At 71.6% G+C, this 15,234-nt stretch carries 16 protein-coding genes; 7 read left to right on the top strand and 9 right to left on the bottom strand.

The window, feature by feature from the left end; all coding sequences use genetic code 11:
- Positions 1-39: 39 nt before the first annotated feature.
- Positions 40-729, bottom strand: coding sequence for a sulfite exporter TauE/SafE family protein (locus tag CKO41_RS01075; protein ID WP_200253708.1), 690 nt, complete (start codon positions 727-729; stop codon positions 40-42).
- Positions 730-968: 239 nt separating this feature from the next.
- Between CKO41_RS01075 and pyrE the strand changes: the two genes are divergently transcribed.
- Complete coding sequence (gene pyrE, locus CKO41_RS01080) at positions 969-1,628, top strand: orotate phosphoribosyltransferase (protein WP_200380993.1); 660 nt, start codon at positions 969-971, stop codon at positions 1,626-1,628.
- Positions 1,629-1,682: 54 nt separating this feature from the next.
- The gene (locus CKO41_RS01085; RefSeq protein ID WP_200253705.1) at positions 1,683-2,750 is read left to right on the top strand and encodes a DUF4124 domain-containing protein; all 1,068 of its coding nucleotides are present in this window, start codon (positions 1,683-1,685) and stop codon (positions 2,748-2,750) included.
- Between the two features lie 53 nt (positions 2,751-2,803).
- On the opposite strand, the gene argB is transcribed toward CKO41_RS01085, so the two are convergent.
- Genes argB through coaBC form a run of 4 tightly spaced genes read right to left on the bottom strand, consistent with a single transcriptional unit; the run spans position 2,804 to position 7,991 of the window.
- Positions 2,804-3,700 carry an acetylglutamate kinase gene (gene argB / locus CKO41_RS01090; RefSeq protein WP_200253703.1) on the bottom strand — a complete coding sequence of 299 codons (897 nt, stop codon included), beginning with the start codon at positions 3,698-3,700 and terminating at the stop codon, positions 2,804-2,806.
- A 42-nt stretch (positions 3,701-3,742) separates the two neighbouring features.
- A complete protein-coding gene (locus tag CKO41_RS01095; protein WP_200380994.1) occupies positions 3,743-6,268 on the bottom strand; it encodes a phosphomannomutase/phosphoglucomutase in 2,526 nt (841 codons plus the stop codon).
- A gap of 57 nt (positions 6,269-6,325) precedes the next feature.
- Positions 6,326-6,784: a dUTP diphosphatase gene (gene dut / locus CKO41_RS01100; protein ID WP_200253532.1), complete on the bottom strand. Its 459-nt coding sequence runs from the start codon at positions 6,782-6,784 to the stop codon at positions 6,326-6,328.
- Complete coding sequence (gene coaBC / locus CKO41_RS01105) at positions 6,762-7,991, bottom strand: bifunctional phosphopantothenoylcysteine decarboxylase/phosphopantothenate--cysteine ligase CoaBC (protein WP_200380995.1); 1,230 nt, start codon at positions 7,989-7,991, stop codon at positions 6,762-6,764. Before coaBC ends, dut begins: the two co-directional genes overlap by 23 nt.
- A gap of 145 nt (positions 7,992-8,136) precedes the next feature.
- Here coaBC and radC point away from each other — a divergent pair, with 145 nt between their 5' ends.
- From radC to ispG, 5 genes are all read left to right on the top strand, one after another.
- Entirely contained in the window at positions 8,137-8,811 is a 675-nt protein-coding gene (radC, locus tag CKO41_RS01110) for a RadC family protein (RefSeq protein ID WP_200253490.1), read from the top strand.
- Positions 8,812-8,917: 106 nt separating this feature from the next.
- Positions 8,918-9,733 carry a nucleoside triphosphate pyrophosphohydrolase gene (gene mazG / locus CKO41_RS01115; RefSeq protein WP_200253492.1) on the top strand — a complete coding sequence of 272 codons (816 nt, stop codon included), beginning with the start codon at positions 8,918-8,920 and terminating at the stop codon, positions 9,731-9,733.
- The gene (locus CKO41_RS01120) at positions 9,733-10,149 is read left to right on the top strand and encodes a secondary thiamine-phosphate synthase enzyme YjbQ (RefSeq protein WP_200380996.1); all 417 of its coding nucleotides are present in this window, start codon (positions 9,733-9,735) and stop codon (positions 10,147-10,149) included. Before mazG ends, CKO41_RS01120 begins: the two co-directional genes overlap by 1 nt.
- On the top strand, positions 10,146-11,003 hold the full coding sequence (locus CKO41_RS01125; RefSeq protein ID WP_200253497.1) for a DUF4743 domain-containing protein: 858 nt from the start codon (positions 10,146-10,148) through the stop codon (positions 11,001-11,003). Before CKO41_RS01120 ends, CKO41_RS01125 begins: the two co-directional genes overlap by 4 nt.
- Positions 11,004-11,067: 64 nt before the next feature.
- Positions 11,068-12,294 (top strand): flavodoxin-dependent (E)-4-hydroxy-3-methylbut-2-enyl-diphosphate synthase, encoded by a 1,227-nt coding sequence (gene ispG / locus CKO41_RS01130; RefSeq protein WP_200253499.1) that lies wholly within the window; start codon positions 11,068-11,070, stop codon positions 12,292-12,294.
- Here ispG and rnhB read toward each other — a convergent pair.
- From rnhB to fabZ, 4 genes are read right to left on the bottom strand one after another with little or no spacing between them, the layout of a single operon-like run.
- Positions 12,279-12,857: a ribonuclease HII gene (gene rnhB, locus CKO41_RS01135; protein WP_200253501.1), complete on the bottom strand. Its 579-nt coding sequence runs from the start codon at positions 12,855-12,857 to the stop codon at positions 12,279-12,281. The genes ispG and rnhB overlap by 16 nt on opposite strands.
- Positions 12,851-14,011 carry a lipid-A-disaccharide synthase gene (gene lpxB, locus CKO41_RS01140; RefSeq protein ID WP_200253504.1) on the bottom strand — a complete coding sequence of 387 codons (1,161 nt, stop codon included), beginning with the start codon at positions 14,009-14,011 and terminating at the stop codon, positions 12,851-12,853. The genes rnhB and lpxB overlap by 7 nt, the downstream gene beginning before the upstream one ends.
- Complete coding sequence (lpxA, locus tag CKO41_RS01145) at positions 14,011-14,781, bottom strand: acyl-ACP--UDP-N-acetylglucosamine O-acyltransferase (protein WP_200253506.1); 771 nt, start codon at positions 14,779-14,781, stop codon at positions 14,011-14,013. Before lpxA ends, lpxB begins: the two co-directional genes overlap by 1 nt.
- Positions 14,782-14,783: 2 nt before the next feature.
- Complete coding sequence (fabZ, locus tag CKO41_RS01150) at positions 14,784-15,218, bottom strand: 3-hydroxyacyl-ACP dehydratase FabZ (protein ID WP_242463868.1); 435 nt, start codon at positions 15,216-15,218, stop codon at positions 14,784-14,786.
- Positions 15,219-15,234 lie beyond the last annotated feature (16 nt).

Genomic DNA, 15,234 nt, shown 5'->3' on the forward strand with positions numbered 1-15,234 from the left:
CCGGGGTCGACCGCAACCCGCCTCCCGGCGCCGATCGGCTCAGAACCGCACCAACTGCCACAGGGCATGCAGACCGAAGCCGATCACGAGGAGTCCGGCGGCGCGCCGCACGGCCGGGCGGTGCGCGACGCGCGCGACGGCCCCCGCGAGCAGGCCGATGCCGAGCAGATTCGGTAGGGTGCCGAGACCGAAGGCGAGCAACAGCGAGGCGCCCTGCACCGGGCTCCCGGCGGCCATCGCCCAGATCAGCACGCTATAGACGAGGCCGCACGGCAACCAGGCCCAGATGAACCCCAGACCCAAGGCACGCGCCGGGGTCGTCACCGGCAGCAGGCCCCGGCCGAGCGGTTCGAGATGGCGCCACAGCCGCCCGCCGAGCGCCTCCACACGCGCCAGCCCCCGCCACCAGTCGGCCAAATGGAGGCCGAGCAGCACCATGACGAGCCCAGACACACCATAGAGCAGGCGCTGGCCCTGCTGCAGCGACAGGGACTGCGCCAGGACTACCCCGAGGCCACCCATCAGGGCGCCGGCGAGCGCATAGCCGGCGAGGCGCCCGGCATTGTAGGCGAGCTGATACGGCATGGCCGACAGCGGACTGGCCCGCGCCCGGCGCGGCAGGCCGGCCGTGAGGGTCGCGACGATGCCCCCGCACATGCCGAGACAGTGCACGCCGCCGAGCAGACCGACGAGGAAGGCCGTCAGCAGGGTCCCGGGGTCGTCGATCATGGCCGCAGGCCACCGAGGATAGACGTGGCGCCCCCGACATGCCACGCTATCGGCGGAGGCGCCGAACGGACGCCGAACACGGCGTCGTCGGGTCGTCGCAAGCGACCTGCGCGGCAGCGCCCGAGCGCGCCGCGCGCCCACGCCGGCCCATCGGGCCCGTCGAGACGGCCAAGGCGACCGGACCAATGCCCGCCGCCCCCGGAACAACGAGGCCCAGTGTCCACACCGAGTCCACAGCCATGCTCGACTACCAACGAGAATTCCTCCAGTTCGCGATCCAGACCGGGGTGCTGCGCTTCGGCCGATTCACGCTCAAGTCCGGACGCCAGAGCCCCTACTTCTTCAACGCCGGCCTCTTCAACACCGGCGCCCGCCTGGCGCGGCTCGGGCGCTTCTATGCCGAGGCCATCGTCGCCGCTGCGCCGCCGTTCGACGTCCTCTTCGGCCCCGCCTACAAGGGCATCCCGCTCGCCGCCGCGACGGCCATCGCGCTCGCCGACGGGCACGGCCGCGACGTACCCTACGCCTTCAACCGCAAGGAGGCCAAAGACCACGGCGAGGGCGGCGATCTGATCGGCGCCCCGCTGCACGGCCGCGTGCTGATCATCGACGACGTCATCACGGCCGGTACCTCGGTGCGCGAGTCGGTGGCGATCATCCGCGCCCACGGGGCCGAGCCGGCCGGTGTCCTCATCGCGCTCGATCGCCAGGAACGCGGCTCCGAAGATCGCTCGGCCGTCGAGCAGGTGCGCCGCGACCAGGGCCTGCCGGTCACGGCGATCGCGACGCTCGAGGACCTCCTCGCCTTCCTCGAGGAGACCCCTGGCGCCGTCGCAGACCTCGCCGCCGTGCGCCGCTACCGCGCCGAGTTCGGCAGCCTCCAGTCGGACACGCGTTAACCGGCCGGCGCCGGCCTCCCGTCCCGACGGCAGCGACGGAGGACCACCACCGGCATGGTCTCGCCACGCACCTGCATGGATCAGCCGACCTGCGACCGACACCGTTCCCCGCTGCGGATGTCGGCCGGCGTGGTCGCGACCCTCGCCGGGGTGCTACTGTCGCTCGCTGGCGCCGGTGCCGCAGCGACGCTCTACCGCTGGGTCGACGACGAGGGCGTCGTGCACTACTCGGACAGGGTGCCGCCGAGCGAGATCCAGCGCGGGCGCACCGAGATCTCCAACACAGGTGTCCGTCTGGAGACGGTCCCGCCGGCCAAGACGCCGGAAGAACGGGCCCGCGAGCGCGAACTGGAGCGCGCGCGCGCCGAGCGGCAGCGCCTGATCGACGCCCAGGCGGCGGCTGACGCCCGGCTGCTGCGGACCTATCACTCGGTCGACGACATCCATCTCGCCCGCAGCACCAAGCTTGCGAGCATCGACGCGGCGATCGAGGTGACACGCTCCCTGATCCGCCTCTACCAGGGACGGCTCGTGAACCTCTACGGCGAGGCGGGCGACATGGAGCGCGCCGGCAAGGCCGTCCCGGAGGACCTGAGGGCCCGGATCGCGAGCGCGGAGACCATGATCCGCAACGCCTACACCAAGATCCTCGAGCACGAGCGGCAGCGCCGCGAGGTCCATGCCGGTTTCGAGAGGGATCTCGCGCGCTACCAGCGGCTCGTCGAACCCACCGAGGCAGCGGCGGCCCCCTCGGGCGAGACGGAGGCACCACCGCCGCTCACCAACCTCGTGACCTGCGCCGACGCCGCCGAATGCGACCGACTCTGGCCGCTCGCCGTCGCCTATGTCCGGCGCCACGCGACCACGCCCATACACCTGGCCGGGGATCGCCTGATCGTCACCGCTGCACCGCGCAAGGCGGGTGACGTTGGCCTGATCCTCTCGCGGATCGCCGACGGCAGCGGGGCGGGGGAGGCCCTGTTCCTCGATGTCCAGTGCCACCGGCCGCGCCAAGACGGGCGCACCTGCCAAGACCCGCGCGCACCGGAACTCATCACCGGCTTTCGGGCGGCGCTCGACCGTGGGGCCGAGGAGGAGCCGCCCATGCCCGAGCCCCGTTAGCGAGGGGCCGGGGGCATGCGGGGCGGCAAGCCCGCCTCGTTTTTGAACCGTTCCTAGCGGCGCCGGATCAGGGTACCGACCCCCTCGTCGGTGAAGAGGTCGAGCAGCAGTGCGTGCTCGACCCGCCCATCGAGGATGTGGGCGCTGCGCACACCGGATTGGACCGCCTCGATCGCGCAGCGGATCTTCGGCAGCATGCCGCCATGGATGACGCCCTGTTCGATCAGCTCGGCGACCCGCCCGACATCGAGTTCGCTGATCAACGCGCCGTCGGCATCGAGCAGACCGGCCGTGTTGGTGAGCAGGACCAGCTTCTCGGCGCCGAGGATCTCGGCGACCTTGCCGGCGACCAAATCGGCGTTGATGTTGTAGGAGAAGCCGTCTTCGCCGACGCCGATCGGCGCGATGACCGGGATGAAGTCGCCCTGCACCAGGAGGTTGACGACGCCGGCATCGATGCTCTCGACCTCCCCGACATGACCGAGGTCGATGATCTCCGGGACCAGCAGTTCCGGGGCGTCGCGACGCAGCACGAGCTTGCGCGCCCGAATCAGATCGCCGTCCTTGCCCGAGAGGCCCACCGCCGCGCCGCCCTGACGATTGATCAGGTTGACGATCTCCTTGTTCACGAGGCCACCGAGGACCATCTCGACGACGTCCATCGTCTCGCTGTCGGTCACCCGCATGCCCTGCACGAACTCGCTGTCCTTGCCGAGGCGCTTGAGCAGGCGGCCGATCTGCGGCCCACCGCCGTGGACGACGACCGGGTTGATGCCGACCAGCTTCATCAACACCAGATCCTGCGCGAAGCCCTGCTGCAGGGCTGCCTCGACCATCGCATTACCGCCGTATTTGACCACCATGGTCTTGCCGCGGAAGCGCTGGATATAGGGCAAGGCCTCGATCAGGACCTGGGCGATGTTGCGCGCCCCCTCGCTCGGCAATGACATCGTGACTCCTCTAGATGAATCGGTGACTCGCCGGCCACGGCCTCAGAACGGCAGCCGCAGGCCCGGCGCGGCCTGCTCCAGGAGGCGGCGGAACTGCCCCTGAACGGCGCCCAACGCCTCCTCGTCGTCGGCCTCGAAGCGCAACGCCAGACCCGGACGGGTGTCGGCGGCGCGCACCAGCCCCCAGCCACGCTCGAACTCGGCGCGCAGTCCGTCGATCGTCCTGATCTCGGCCCCGACCAGGACCTGGCCTGCCACCCCCTGGATGGCCGCCATGACCTTGGCGGCATCGCCGCTGGCGAGCGGCACGTAGAGCTTTGGCGTCGCCCGTCCGACCGGGAGGGCCGCAAAGACCTCGGCGCTCGGTCGCGGGTCCTGCGCCAACAGCTCGATCAGCCGGGCGCCGGCATAGAGGGCGTCGTCGAAGCCGAACCAGCGGTCGTCGAAGATGATGTGACCGTCGGCGTCGCCGGCGATCAGCGCGCCGCACTGGCGCAGCTTGGCCTTGAGCCGGGCATGGCCGGAGCGCCACATCACCGGGCGGCCCCCATGGCGCAGCACCTCGCCGGCGAGCGCCCGGGAGCAGGCAACATCGTACACGACGTCAGTGCCCGGGTGACGCGACAGGACATCGATCGCGAGCAGCAGCAGCAGGGCGTCCGCGGCGATGAAGCGGCCCCCCGAGTCGACGACCCCGAGGCGATCGCCGTCCGTATCGAAGGCGAGACCGAGGTCCGCGCCCTCGGCGACGACCCGTTCGGCGAGCCCGAGCAGGCAGTCGGGCTGGGCCGGATCGATGGCCCGTCCACCGGCCGTCGGATCGCACCCCAGATCGACCACCCGACAGCCTAGCCGTCGGTAGAGCACGGGCGCGACGACCGAGGTGGTCGCGCTGCCGCAATCGAGGACCACCTTCAGTACCCGCGCCGGCGTGATATCGCGCTCGACGTGTTCGCAATAGCGATCGACCAGGTCGCGCTCGACAAGGGCTCCCTCGCCGCTCGCGAAGTCCCCCTCGAGGATCCGCTCGCGCAGCGCGGCAATCTGCCCATCGACCAGCGGCTCGCCGTCGATGACGATCTTCACCCCATTGTATTTAGGAGGATTGTGCCCAGCCGTGACCATGACCCCAGCACTCTCGCCCTGGAACCGGGTGGCGAAGTACACGAGCGGCGTCGGCACCAATCCCAGGACGGTCACATCGCAGCCGGCCGCACGCAGGCCCTCGATGGTCGCCTCGGCCAGGGCCTCAGACGAGACCCGTGTGTCGCGCCCGACGCAGACTTGCCGCCCGCCGCGGGCGCGGACCTCGCTGCCGATCGCGCGGCCGATCGTCCGCGCGAGCTCCTCGGTGAAGGTCTCGCCGACCAGCCCGCGGATGTCGTTGGCTCGGAAGATCTCGGCCGGCACCTCGATCCCTGCCAGCCCGTCGGGCGCCGGTGGCGAGGCCGCCGGGCGCTTCTCGAGTACGGCCTTGAGCTCAGGCGCGAGGCCCTCGATCTCCTCGCTGCTCGGCCAGTCCTCGTCGCCTGCCTGGACCGACTCAGTCGGCGCCGGACCGACACCGCCCGCCTCGGCGCGACCCGCCCCGACGAGGCGTTCGAGGAGCGGTCGGATCTGCGCCCGCAAACCCTCGGGCTCGGCGAGACGACACCGCGCGCCGCGCAGGCCGCGACCTTCGGCGGCGTCCTCGACGAGCGCCAGGATGCCGGCCAGATCGGCGACCAACGACCGCTGCTGGCGGCGCGCCGCCAGCGCGACGACGAGACCCGCAAGCGCCAGCAGCGCCAGCGAGAGGCCGGCGAGCTGCGCGAGGAACCCGACCGCGAGCCAACGGCCCTCGCCCGACCAGGCCGCCACGAGGAGGCGCGAATCTGGCACGGATGCCGTGTAATCGGGCTCGCCCCGGGGGGCGGCCGCGGCCGGATCGATCGTCACTCGATCGGCGCCGACCTGCTGCTGGTAACGGATCAGCCCGAGGTCGTCGCCCGCGGCGCCGACCTCGGGTAGCCAACCGAGCGACAGCCCGAGATAGACGACGCCGAAGACGCCGTCGGCGAGCGGATCGGTGATCGGTGCGGCGATCGCGAGGTGGCGCTCGGCGCTGCCGACGCGATGGACCTCCAGGACGCTGACCTGTCCCGACTGGGCCGTGCGGCGGACCAGGTCGCGACCGGCGAAGCTCAGTTCCGGGTCCTCTTCCGCCGGTGCCGAGGCATCGGCGAGCGAGCGAATCTGGACGACCACGGCCGCCGGCACGGCCCGGCGCAGCGCCTCCGCCTGGCGCGCCAGGCCCTCCTCGTCGCCAACGACGAGGGCCTCCACGAGGGCGGCGTCGCGGCCCCAGCGCTCCAGCGTCGCACGCAGTTCCTGCACGCGCACGGCCGTGTAGCCCCCGATCAGGTCGGCCAGGCCGACCTGGCGCTGGCCATCGAGGGCCGCGTGCCGAGCACCGGCGGCGAGGGTCGCCAGGGCGATGGCCAAGAGCAGGAGCAGCGCGAGCGCGAGCGAGGGGCCGAGCCAGGACGCGATCAGGGGACGGCCGTGCGGGGCCCTCTTCTCTTCCATAGCCGCATCCTCGGTTCGTCGCTTCGCTCGGGAAACGCGCATCATCGACGGGCCACCTCAGCCGCGACCGCTGTGTCCAAAGCCGCCGGCGCCCCGGGCCGAATCGCAAAACGCCTCGACCACCTCCAGCTCGGCCCGCAGCACAGGCACCAGGATCAGCTGGGCGACACGCTCGCCGATCTGCATCCGATAGGGCCGCTCGCCGCGGTTCCAGCACGAGAGGAGGAGCGGCCCCTGGTAGTCCGAATCGATGAGGCCGACGAGGTTGCCGAGCACGACGCCGTGCTCGTGCCCGAGGCCCGAACGCGGCAGGATCATGGCCGCGACGCCCGGGTCGGCGATATGGATGGCCATGCCGGTCGGCACGAGGGCCGTCGCCCCCGGCACCAACACGAGCTCGGTCGTCAGCATCGCGCGCAGGTCGAGACCGGCCGAGCCGTCCGTCGCGTAGCGCGGCATCGGGAAGTCGCGCCCGAGGCGCTGGTCGAGGAGCTTAACCTGCAAGCGATGCGAGATAGCGTTCAACGATGAGGTCCGCGAGTTGGTCGGCGAGAAGGGTCTTCGGCATCAACGGAAAGGCGCGGCGACCGCCGGGCCAGAGGACGACGAGGGCGTTGTCGTCGGTATCGAAGCCGCCGGCCCCGGTGCCGACCCGGTTGGCGGCGATCATATCGAGCCCCTTGGCCCGCAGCTTGGCCGTCGCGTGTTCCTCGAGCCGCTCGGTCTCGGCCGCGAAGCCAACCGTGAAGGGTCCCGCGGCCAAGGCGGCGACCTCGGCCAGGATATCCGGATTCCGGACCAGCTCGATGGTCAGCGCGGCGGCCGCCTTCTTGATCTTGCCGGCGGCCGGCGCGGCGGGGCGGTAGTCGGCGACGGCGGCGGTGGCGACGAAGAGGTCGCAGCCGGCGACCCGTTCCATGACCGCCGCGGCCATCTCCAGGGCCGTCTCGACCCGCACGAAGTCCGCGACCGGTGGCGGCGCCAACGCGCTCGGGCCGCTGATGAGCGTCACCGCGGCGCCGCGCGCGGCCAGCGCCGCGGCCAACGCGTAACCCATCCGCCCCGAGCTGCGGTTGCCGATGAAGCGCACCGGATCGAGCGGCTCGCGGGTCGGCCCGGCCGTGATCAGGACGCATCGGCCCGCGAGGGGACCCGTTCGATGACCCGCGCGCCCTGGCCATGCCTCGGGCGCGAGCGCCGCGACGATCTCCGCCGGCTCGAGCATCCGCCCGGGCCCCTCCTCGCCGCAGGCCTGGGCGCCGCTCGCCGGCCCCAGGACCCGCACGCCGCGCGCCACCAGGCGGGCGAGATGCTCCTGGGTCGCCGGGTTGGTCCACATCCGATGGTTCATCGCCGGGGCCAGCACGAGGGGCGCCTCCGTCGCGAGCGCGAGCGTCGTCAAGAGATCGTCGGCCAGACCGAGGGCCAGGCGCGCCATCAGGTGGGCGGTGGCCGGCGCGACCAGCAGCAGGTCGGCCCAGCGGGCGAGCTCGATGTGATCCATCCCCGCCTCGGCCTGCGGATCGAGCAGCGCCTGGCGCACCGGCCGGCCCGAGACGGCCTGGAGCGTCAGCGGCGCGACGAAGGCGGCGGCGGCGCGGGTCATCACGACCTGCACCTCGGCGCCGTCCGCGCGCAGCCGGCGCACCAACTCGACCGCCTTGTAGGCGGCGATCCCGCCACTGATCCCCAATAGGATCCGGCTCCCCGGCTTGTCGCTCACCTCGCCCCTGCTCCCCAGTCGGCCTCGCCTCGTCAGCGGCCAGTGTAGCCGATTTGCCCCGCGACGGGCGGCGCACGAACTATAATGCAACGATACGATTCAAAGACAGAGCGGGCCGCGCCGGTGCCCGAGCGCGAGGACAGGGATGGCGATCACCGACTGGCCGACCGACGAGCGCCCACGCGAGCGCCTGCTGACGCGCGGCGCCCGCGCGCTGACCGATGCCGAACTGCTGGCGATCTTCCTGCGTACCGGCGTGGCCGGCAAGAGCGCCGTCGATCTCGCCCGCGACCTGCTCGCCGAACTCGGCGGGCTGCGCGGCCTGTTCTCGGCCGGACAGGAACAGTTCTGCCGCGGCAAGGGGCTGGGCCTGGCCAAATTCGCGCAGCTCCAGGCCGTCCTGGAGATGAGCCGGCGCTATCTGGAGGACGGGATCTCCCGCATCGACGTCCTGACCAGCCCCGAGGCCACCCGCGACTATCTCAAGGCGCGCCTCTACGCCTACCCGCACGAGGTCTTCGCCTGCCTGTTCCTCGACAACCGCCACCGCGTGATCCGCTACGAAGAGCTCTTCCGCGGCACCATCGACGGGGCTAGCGTGCACCCGCGCGAGGTCGTACGCCAGGCGCTCATGATCAATGCCGCAGCCGTCATCTTCGCCCACAACCACCCGTCCGGGGTCGCCGAGCCGAGCCAAGCCGACATCCGCATCACCCAACGTCTGAAGGAGTCCCTGGCGCTGATCGACGTGCGGGTCCTCGATCATTTCATCGTCGGCGAGGGCCGCGGCACCTCGCTGGCCGAACGTGGACTCATCTGACCGTCCCGGCCGCCGTTGGCGCGAGGGCGAGGGACCCATCGCCCTCGCGATCCCCCTCGGGGTCGCGGGGTAGCGCGGCAGCCCCATTGCCCGGTATCGTATTTCGATGAGTCGACCTGCCACCGTCTCCGATCTGCTCGCGATCATGGCCCGCCTGCGCGACCCGCAGGGCGGCTGCCCCTGGGACCTCGCACAGACCTTCCGCACCATCCTCCCCTATACCCTCGAAGAGGCCTACGAGGTCGCCGAAGCGATCGAGGAGGGAGACATGGATGCGCTGCGCGATGAGCTCGGCGACCTGCTCCTGCAGGTCGTCTTCCACGCTCGGATGGCCGAAGAACAGGACCGCTTCGCCTTCGCCGACGTCGTCCAGGCGATCTGCGACAAGATGATCCGCCGCCATCCGCACGTCTTCGCCGACGCGGACCTGCGCACCGACGCCGAGCTACGCGCCAACTGGGAGCGCACCAAGGCCGCCGAGCGCGCGGCGAAGCGCCCCGCGGAGGCGGCCGGGGCCCTGGACGGCGTCGCCCGGGCCTTGCCGGCCCTGGCCAGGGCCGAGAAGCTGCAACGGCGCGCGCGGGCCGTCGGCTTCGATTGGGACGACATCGACGGCGTCCTCGACAAGGTCCGCGAGGAACTCGCCGAATGCCGCGCGACGCTCGCCGAGGAGGCCCCGGCCGGCGCCCGCCAGCACGAGATCGGCGACCTCCTGTTCGCCTGCGTCAACCTGGCGCGCCACATGGACGTCGAGGCCGAACAGGCCTTGCGCGCCGCCAACGCCCGCTTCGAGCGGCGCTTCGCCCACATCGAGGCAGGCCTGCGCGCGACTGGACTCGCGCCCGGACCGACGGTGCGCGAGGAGATGGAACGGCTCTGGGCCGAGGCGAAGGCGCACGAGGCGGAAGGCGAGAGGCGCTGATGCAGGCACGCATCCAGGTCGCGACCCGGGCGCGCGAGGAACTCATCGACATCACCGCCGAGGTGCGCGCCGCCGTCGCGCGCAGCGGCGTCCGCGACGGCCTGGTCGCCCTCTACGCCCAGGGCGCGACCGCCGCCCTCATGATCCAGGAGAACTGGGATGCGAGCGTGCGCAGCGACGTCGTCGAGCTGCTGCGCCGGCTGATCCCGCGTGGCATCTGGCGCCACGACGCCGAGGACGGCAACGGCGACGCGCACCTCAAGGCCGGCCTCGTCGGCCCCTCCGAGACGATCCCGCTGAACGACGGCCAGCTCGGCCTCTCGACCTGGCAGAACATCTTCCTCTGCGAGTTCGACGGGCCGCGCCGCGAGCGTACCGTCCTCTGTACCATCCTCGCCGATCCGGACCCGCGATGAGCCTGCTCGAGAAGATCCATGCCTGCAACCGCTGGGACCCGGACGACTACCGGCCATTCGTCGTCGCCGGCGAGCGCCTCGGCCTGGTCACGCGAGGCTTCGCCGCGGACCTCGCCTGGCACGGCGCGGACTTCCGGCTCGCCGACGACGGCGCCCTGCACTGGCAAGCGGCGCCGACCGGCTTCGAGGCCCGCAGCGCGCGCTTCGCCGAGATCCTGGCCGGGCTCGTCGCCGACGGGCTCATCAGCCACCGGCACGGGGAACCCTATCCGGTCTGTGCTGGGGGCCGGGATCAGGCGCGCTTCCTGATCGACCGCGCCGCCGCACCCTATTTCGGCGTACGCGCCTTCGGCCAGCACCTCAATGGCTTCGTGCGCACCGCCGACGGGCTCGCACTCTGGGTCGGGCGGCGCGCCGCGGACCGGCGCAACTACCCGGGGCGGCTCGACCACCTGGTCGCCGGCGGCCTGCCCTGGGGCGTCTCGCTCGCCGAGAACCTGCGCAAGGAGTGCCACGAGGAGGCCGGCATGTCCCCGGCACTGGCCGACCGGGCGCGCCCGGTCGGGGCCGTGACCTACTGCCGGACCTCGGCGGCCGGTCTCAAGCCGGATGTCATCTACTGCTACGACCTGGAACTGCCGGAGGGATTCACGCCGGTCTGCACCGACGGGGAGGTCGAATCCTTCGCCCTGTGGTCGATCGAGCAGGTCCTCGCCACCGTGCGCGATACCGACGCCTTCAAGCTCAACTGCAACCTGGTCATCATCGATTTCCTGATCCGCCACGGCCTGATCGGCCCCGACGAGCCCGACTACCTGGCCCTCGTCCAGGGCCTGCGCGCCCCGCTGCCGTGAGCGCGCCGGCTCCGCCGGCCGGCCGGCCAGGCGCGTCCCCTCCCTCACCAGCCGAAACGACACCATGAGCCCACATCCCATCCAGCGTCGCCCCACCGTCGCCGTGCGCATCGGCCAGATCCGCGTCGGCGGCAATGCCCCGGTCGTCGTGCAATCGATGACCAACACCGACACCGCCGACGTGGCCGCGACGGTCGCCCAGATCGCCGAACTGGCCCGCGCCGGCTCCGAACTCGTACGCATCACGGTCAACAACGAGTCCTCGGCCCAGGCGGTGCCGCGGATCCGCGAGGCCCTCGATGGCCTCGGTCTCGACGTCCCGCTGATCGGCGACTTCCACTTCAACGGCCATCGCCTCCTCAGCGACTATCCCGACTGCGCCGCGGCGCTGGCCAAGTACCGGATCAACCCGGGCAACGTCGGGCGCGGCGAGAAGCGCGACAGCCAGTTCGCGACCATGATCGAGATCGCCTGCCGCTACGACCGACCGGTGCGGATCGGCGTCAACTGGGGCAGCCTGGATCAGGACCTGATCGTGCGGCTGATGGACGAGAACGCCCGCTCGGGCGCGCCGCTGCCGGTCGAGGCCGTCATGCACGAGGCGATGGTCCAGTCGGCGCTCCAGAGCGCCGCACGCGCCGAGGCGCTCGGCCTGCCGCGCGACCACATCATCCTCTCGTGCAAGATGAGCGGCGTCCAGGACCTGATCAATGTCTACCGCACGCTCGCGGCGCGCGGCGACTACGCGCTGCACCTGGGCCTGACCGAGGCCGGGATGGGCTCGAAGGGCATCGTCGCCTCGACCGCGGCGCTGGCCGTGCTGCTCCAGGAGGGCATCGGCGACACCATCCGCGTCTCGCTGACGCCCGAGCCCGGCCAGGCGCGCGATCGCGAGGTCATCGTCGCCCAGGAGATCCTCCAGACGATGGGACTGCGCTCGTTCGCGCCGATGGTCACCGCCTGCCCGGGCTGCGGGCGCACGACCAGCACCCTCTTCCAGGAGCTGGCACGCGACATCCAGGAGCACCTGCGCGCCCAGATGCCCGTCTGGCGCGGACGCTACCCGGGGGTGGAGGACCTCCAGGTCGCCGTCATGGGCTGCGTCGTCAACGGCCCGGGCGAGAGCAAGCACGCCAATATCGGCATCAGCCTGCCAGGCACCGGCGAGCGCCCATCGGCCCCGGTCTTCATCGACGGGGAGAAGGTCTTGACCCTCAAGGGGGATGACATCGCCGAGCAGTTCATGCGGCTCGTCGACGACTATGTCGAGCGCCGCTACGGGGCCGGCTGAGCGCGCTCGGACAGCTCGCGCACCGGGCGGAACGAGCGGCGGTGGACGGGGCTCGGACCGAGCCGAAGCAGGGCCGCCCGGTGCGCGGCGGTCGGGTAGCCCTTGTGCTCGGCGAACCCGTAGCCCGGATAGAGGGCATCGAGCCGCTGCATCTCGCGGTCGCGCGCGACCTTGGCGAGGATCGACGCGGCGCTGATCGCGGCGACGCTGGCGTCGCCGCCGACGATCGCGCGCACCGGACAGGCGAGGATCGGACAGCGGTTGCCGTCGACGAGGACCTCGGTCGGCGCAACGCCGAGCCCGGCCACGGCCCGCTGCATCGCGAGCAAGGCCGCCTGGAGGATGTTGCCCACATCGATCTCGGCGACCGTCGCCCAGGCGAGCGACCAGGCCAGCGCCTCGGCCTTGATCGCCTCCTCGAGGCGTGCCCGGCGGGTCGCCGAGAGGCGCTTGGAATCGTCGAGCCCGGCGATCGGCCTGGCCGGGTCCAGGATCACGGCCGCGGCGGCCACCGGACCGGCCAGCGGCCCGCGACCGGCCTCGTCGACGCCGGCGATCAACATCGCGCGCCGCGCTCGTCGATGAGCTCGAGGACCGCGCGCGCGGCCGCGGCCGCCGCGTCGTGGCGCAGGTCGGCGTGGATGCGGGCGTAGCGGGCCTGGATCGCAGCGACCCGCGCGGGGTCGTCGAGAAACCCGAGCAGCGCCGGCCCGAGCCGCTCGGGGCGGCATTCCCCCTGGATGAACTCAGGCGCCAACGCCTCGCCGGCGAGCAGGTTGGCCATCGCGATGTGCGGCACCCGGATCAGGCGCAGCTGCTTGACGAGCTGATAGGTGAGCGGGTGGACCCGATAGGCGACGACCATCGCCCGCTTCAGCAGCAGGGCCTCGAGCGTCGCGGTGCCGGAGGCGGTCAGGACCAGATCGCAGGCCCCGAGGACCTCGCGGCTGCGCCCGTCGACGAGCGTCAGCGGCAGGTCCGGGGCCTCGCACCGGGCGGCCTCCTCGACCAGTCGGCGCAGCCGCTCGCTGACCAGGGGCACCACGAAGTGCAGCTCGGGGCGCCGCTCGTGGCACCAGCGGGCCGCCGCGAGGAAGGGCGCGGCGAGCCGCTCGACCTCGCCGCGGCGACTGCCGGGCAGGAGCGCGATGATCGGCGACTCGCCCGGCAGGCCGAGGCGCGCGCGGGCCGCGGCGCGATCGACGCGCAGCGGGATCTCATCGGCCAGCGGGTGGCCGACGTAGCGGGCCGGGACGCCGTGGCGCTCGAGGAATTCGGTCTCGAACGGAAACAGGCACAGCATCCGATCGACGGACGCACGGATCTGCTTGACCCGCCCAGGTCGCCAGGCCCAGACGGTCGGGCTGACCAGGTGCGCGGTCGCGATCCCGGCCGCGCGCACGCGCCGCTCGAGGCCGAGATTGAAGTCCGGGGCATCGATGCCGATGAAGACCGCCGGGCGCTCGGCGAGGAACCGGCGCGCCAGGTCGCGGCGGATCCGCAGGAGTTCCGGCAGGTGGCCGAGGACCTCGGTCAGGCCCATCACCGACAGCCGCTCCATCTCGATCAGGGTCTCGCAGCCGGCCTCGAGCATCCGCGGCCCGGCGACGCCGAGGCAGCGCAGCCCCGGCCGCTGCGCCCGCAGCGCGCGGATCAGGGCCGCGCCGAGGAGGTCCCCGGACGGCTCGTTCGCGACGATCGCGACCGTCGGGGCCATCAACGCACGATGCTGCGCTGGCTGGCCGCGACGAAGTCGGCCAGGGCCGCAAGCTCCGGCGTCTGCGCCGCCAGGGCGCGGATCTCGGCCACCGCGGCGTCGAGTTTCAGGCCGGAGAGGTAGAGCAGCCGATAGGCGCGCTTGATCGCCTGGATGGTCTCCTCGGTGTAGCCGCGCCGCCTGAGCCCCTCGCTGTTGATGCCGCGGGGCTCGGCCGGATGGCCGCCGATCGTGACATAGGTCGGCACGTCCTTCGTGACGACCGAGCCCATCGCGCAGAAGGCGTGGGCGCCGATGCGGCAAAATTGGTGCACGATCGTGAAGCCGCCGAGGATCGCCCAATCGCCGATCTGGACGTGGCCGCCGAGCGAGGCGGCGTTGGCCAGGATGGCGTGGTCGCCGATCTCGCAGTCGTGGGCGACATGGCTATAGGCCATCAGCAGGTTGTCGTTGCCGATCCGGGTCAGGCCACGGTCCTGGGCGGTACCCCGGTGCAGGGTCGCGTACTCGCGCACGACGTTGCGCTCACCGAGCTCCAGCCAGGTCTCCTCGCCGGCGTACTTCTTGTCCTGCGGCGCCTCGCCGACCGAGGCGAACTGGTAGATCCGATTGTCGCGGCCCATCCGCGTCGGGCCCATGACGACGGCATGGGGACCGATCCGGCAGCCGGCACCGATCCGCACCCGCGGGCCGATGACGGCGAAGGGCCCGACCTCGACGCCCGCGCCGAGTTCGGCGTCGGCGTCGATGATCGCCGATGGATGGATCAAGCTCAGAAGTCCCTGGCCGTGCACATGATCTCGGCGCTGGCCGCGAGCTTGCCGTCGACGCGTGCCTCGCCGTTGAACTTCCAGATGCCGCGCTTGATGTTGAGGACGCGCACATCCAGGAACAGCTGGTCGCCTGGCTCGACCGGGCGCTTGAAGCGCGCCTTGTCGATGCCGACGAAATAGTAGAGGGCCTTCTCGCCGACGTCCTGCGGGCGCGATTCCATCGCCAACAGACCGGTCGCCTGGGCCAGGGCCTCGATGATCAGGACCCCGGGCATGACCGGACGGATCGGGAAGTGGCCGACGAAGTACGGCTCGTTGAAGGTGACGTTCTTGACCCCGATCAGGTACTCGTCTTGCTTGAACTCGACGACCTTGTCGACCAGCAAGAAGGGATAACGGTGCGGCAACAGGCTCAGCACCTTGTGGATGTCCATCGTGCTCAAGGCTACC

It is taken from the genome of Thiococcus pfennigii (assembly GCF_016583835.1).
GTDB lineage: Bacteria > Pseudomonadota > Gammaproteobacteria > Chromatiales > Chromatiaceae > Thiococcus > Thiococcus pfennigii.

Coding starts and splice junctions, on each gene's coding strand:
- rnhB (WP_200253501.1), bottom strand. CDS start 12,857: ATGTTGATCGCCGGCGTCGACGAGGCCGGTCGCGGGCCGCTGGCCGGT.
- CKO41_RS01120 (WP_200380996.1), top strand. CDS start 9,733: ATGCAGGCACGCATCCAGGTCGCGACCCGGGCGCGCGAGGAACTCATC.
- CKO41_RS01075 (WP_200253708.1), bottom strand. CDS start 729: ATGATCGACGACCCCGGGACCCTGCTGACGGCCTTCCTCGTCGGTCTG.
- lpxB (WP_200253504.1), bottom strand. CDS start 14,011: ATGGCCCCGACGGTCGCGATCGTCGCGAACGAGCCGTCCGGGGACCTC.
- CKO41_RS01095 (WP_200380994.1), bottom strand. CDS start 6,268: ATGGAAGAGAAGAGGGCCCCGCACGGCCGTCCCCTGATCGCGTCCTGG.
- ispG (WP_200253499.1), top strand. CDS start 11,068: ATGAGCCCACATCCCATCCAGCGTCGCCCCACCGTCGCCGTGCGCATC.
- mazG (WP_200253492.1), top strand. CDS start 8,918: ATGAGTCGACCTGCCACCGTCTCCGATCTGCTCGCGATCATGGCCCGC.
- pyrE (WP_200380993.1), top strand. CDS start 969: ATGCTCGACTACCAACGAGAATTCCTCCAGTTCGCGATCCAGACCGGG.
- CKO41_RS01125 (WP_200253497.1), top strand. CDS start 10,146: ATGAGCCTGCTCGAGAAGATCCATGCCTGCAACCGCTGGGACCCGGAC.
- CKO41_RS01085 (WP_200253705.1), top strand. CDS start 1,683: ATGGTCTCGCCACGCACCTGCATGGATCAGCCGACCTGCGACCGACAC.
- argB (WP_200253703.1), bottom strand. CDS start 3,700: ATGTCATTGCCGAGCGAGGGGGCGCGCAACATCGCCCAGGTCCTGATC.
- radC (WP_200253490.1), top strand. CDS start 8,137: ATGGCGATCACCGACTGGCCGACCGACGAGCGCCCACGCGAGCGCCTG.
- fabZ (WP_242463868.1), bottom strand. CDS start 15,218: ATGGACATCCACAAGGTGCTGAGCCTGTTGCCGCACCGTTATCCCTTC.